The sequence below is a fragment of the Colwellia sp. MEBiC06753 genome, from assembly GCF_053470325.1.
Genome location: NZ_JBQMTM010000039.1, coordinates 1 through 825 on the forward strand (window position 1 = coordinate 1; position 825 = coordinate 825).

The following is an 825-nucleotide window of genomic DNA, read 5'->3' on the forward strand; positions in this document are numbered from 1 at the left end:
AAGAAGTGGCTAGTTTAACCTTCGGGAGGACGGTCACCACTTTGTGATTCATGACTGGGGTGAAGTCGTAACAAGGTAACCCTAGGGGAACCTGGGGTTGGATCACCTCCTTATCTTGAAGTAAAACGCTTCATGTTGAGTGTTCACACAAATTGCATAGATAACGAACGTATGAAGAAGTCCTAACATGTAAGCTTCGGACGCCTGTTTTATTAGAGATACTAAAGGTCTGTAGCTCAGCTGGTTAGAGCGCACCCCTGATAAGGGTGAGGTCGGCAGTTCAAGTCTGCCCAGACCTACCAAATTCTTCGTTATGCTGCGTTGCTTTCAACCTCGTTTAGTCAACTAAACGTCGGTCAAAAGCGCCTTGCCTAACTTGAATTGATGCTTTGGCTAACATGTTAACCCAGATATGGGGCTATAGCTCAGCTGGGAGAGCGCCTGCCTTGCACGCAGGAGGTCAGCAGTTCGATCCTGCTTAGCTCCACCACTTACTTCTTCACCCAGACGGGAAAGAAACCAAATTAAAGGTATCTGATGATATTTTCAATTTGGTTTTTTTAACCACGATTTAAGCGAATGCGACTTAAATTGAGCTCTTTAACAATTTGGAAAGCTGATATATATCCCGAGATGATTATTTAATAATTATCTCGAACTGATTACTCTTTGTAAGTAACGAGTGTCGCGCTCATTACTTAAAAACAAAAGTAATCAAACCTGATACAAGACTTCCTTATCTTGTATCAATCTAAATCAAGTGACTCCATCAATCTTACTTTTTAAGTAAATTGACGAGTACGTGAAAATGTCAGTCATACATTC

General features: G+C 41.6%; 2 tRNA genes and 1 rRNA gene. All 3 read left to right on the forward strand.

Annotation, left to right across the window (positions count from 1 at the left end):
- A 16S ribosomal RNA gene (locus ACOB82_RS17655) occupies window positions 1–113 on the forward strand; the annotation flags it as partial.
- Window positions 114–225: 112 nt separating this feature from the next.
- A tRNA-Ile gene (locus ACOB82_RS17660) sits at window positions 226–302 on the forward strand.
- A 112-nt stretch (window positions 303–414) separates the two neighbouring features.
- Window positions 415–490 (forward strand) — tRNA-Ala (locus tag ACOB82_RS17665).
- Window positions 491–825 lie beyond the last annotated feature (335 nt).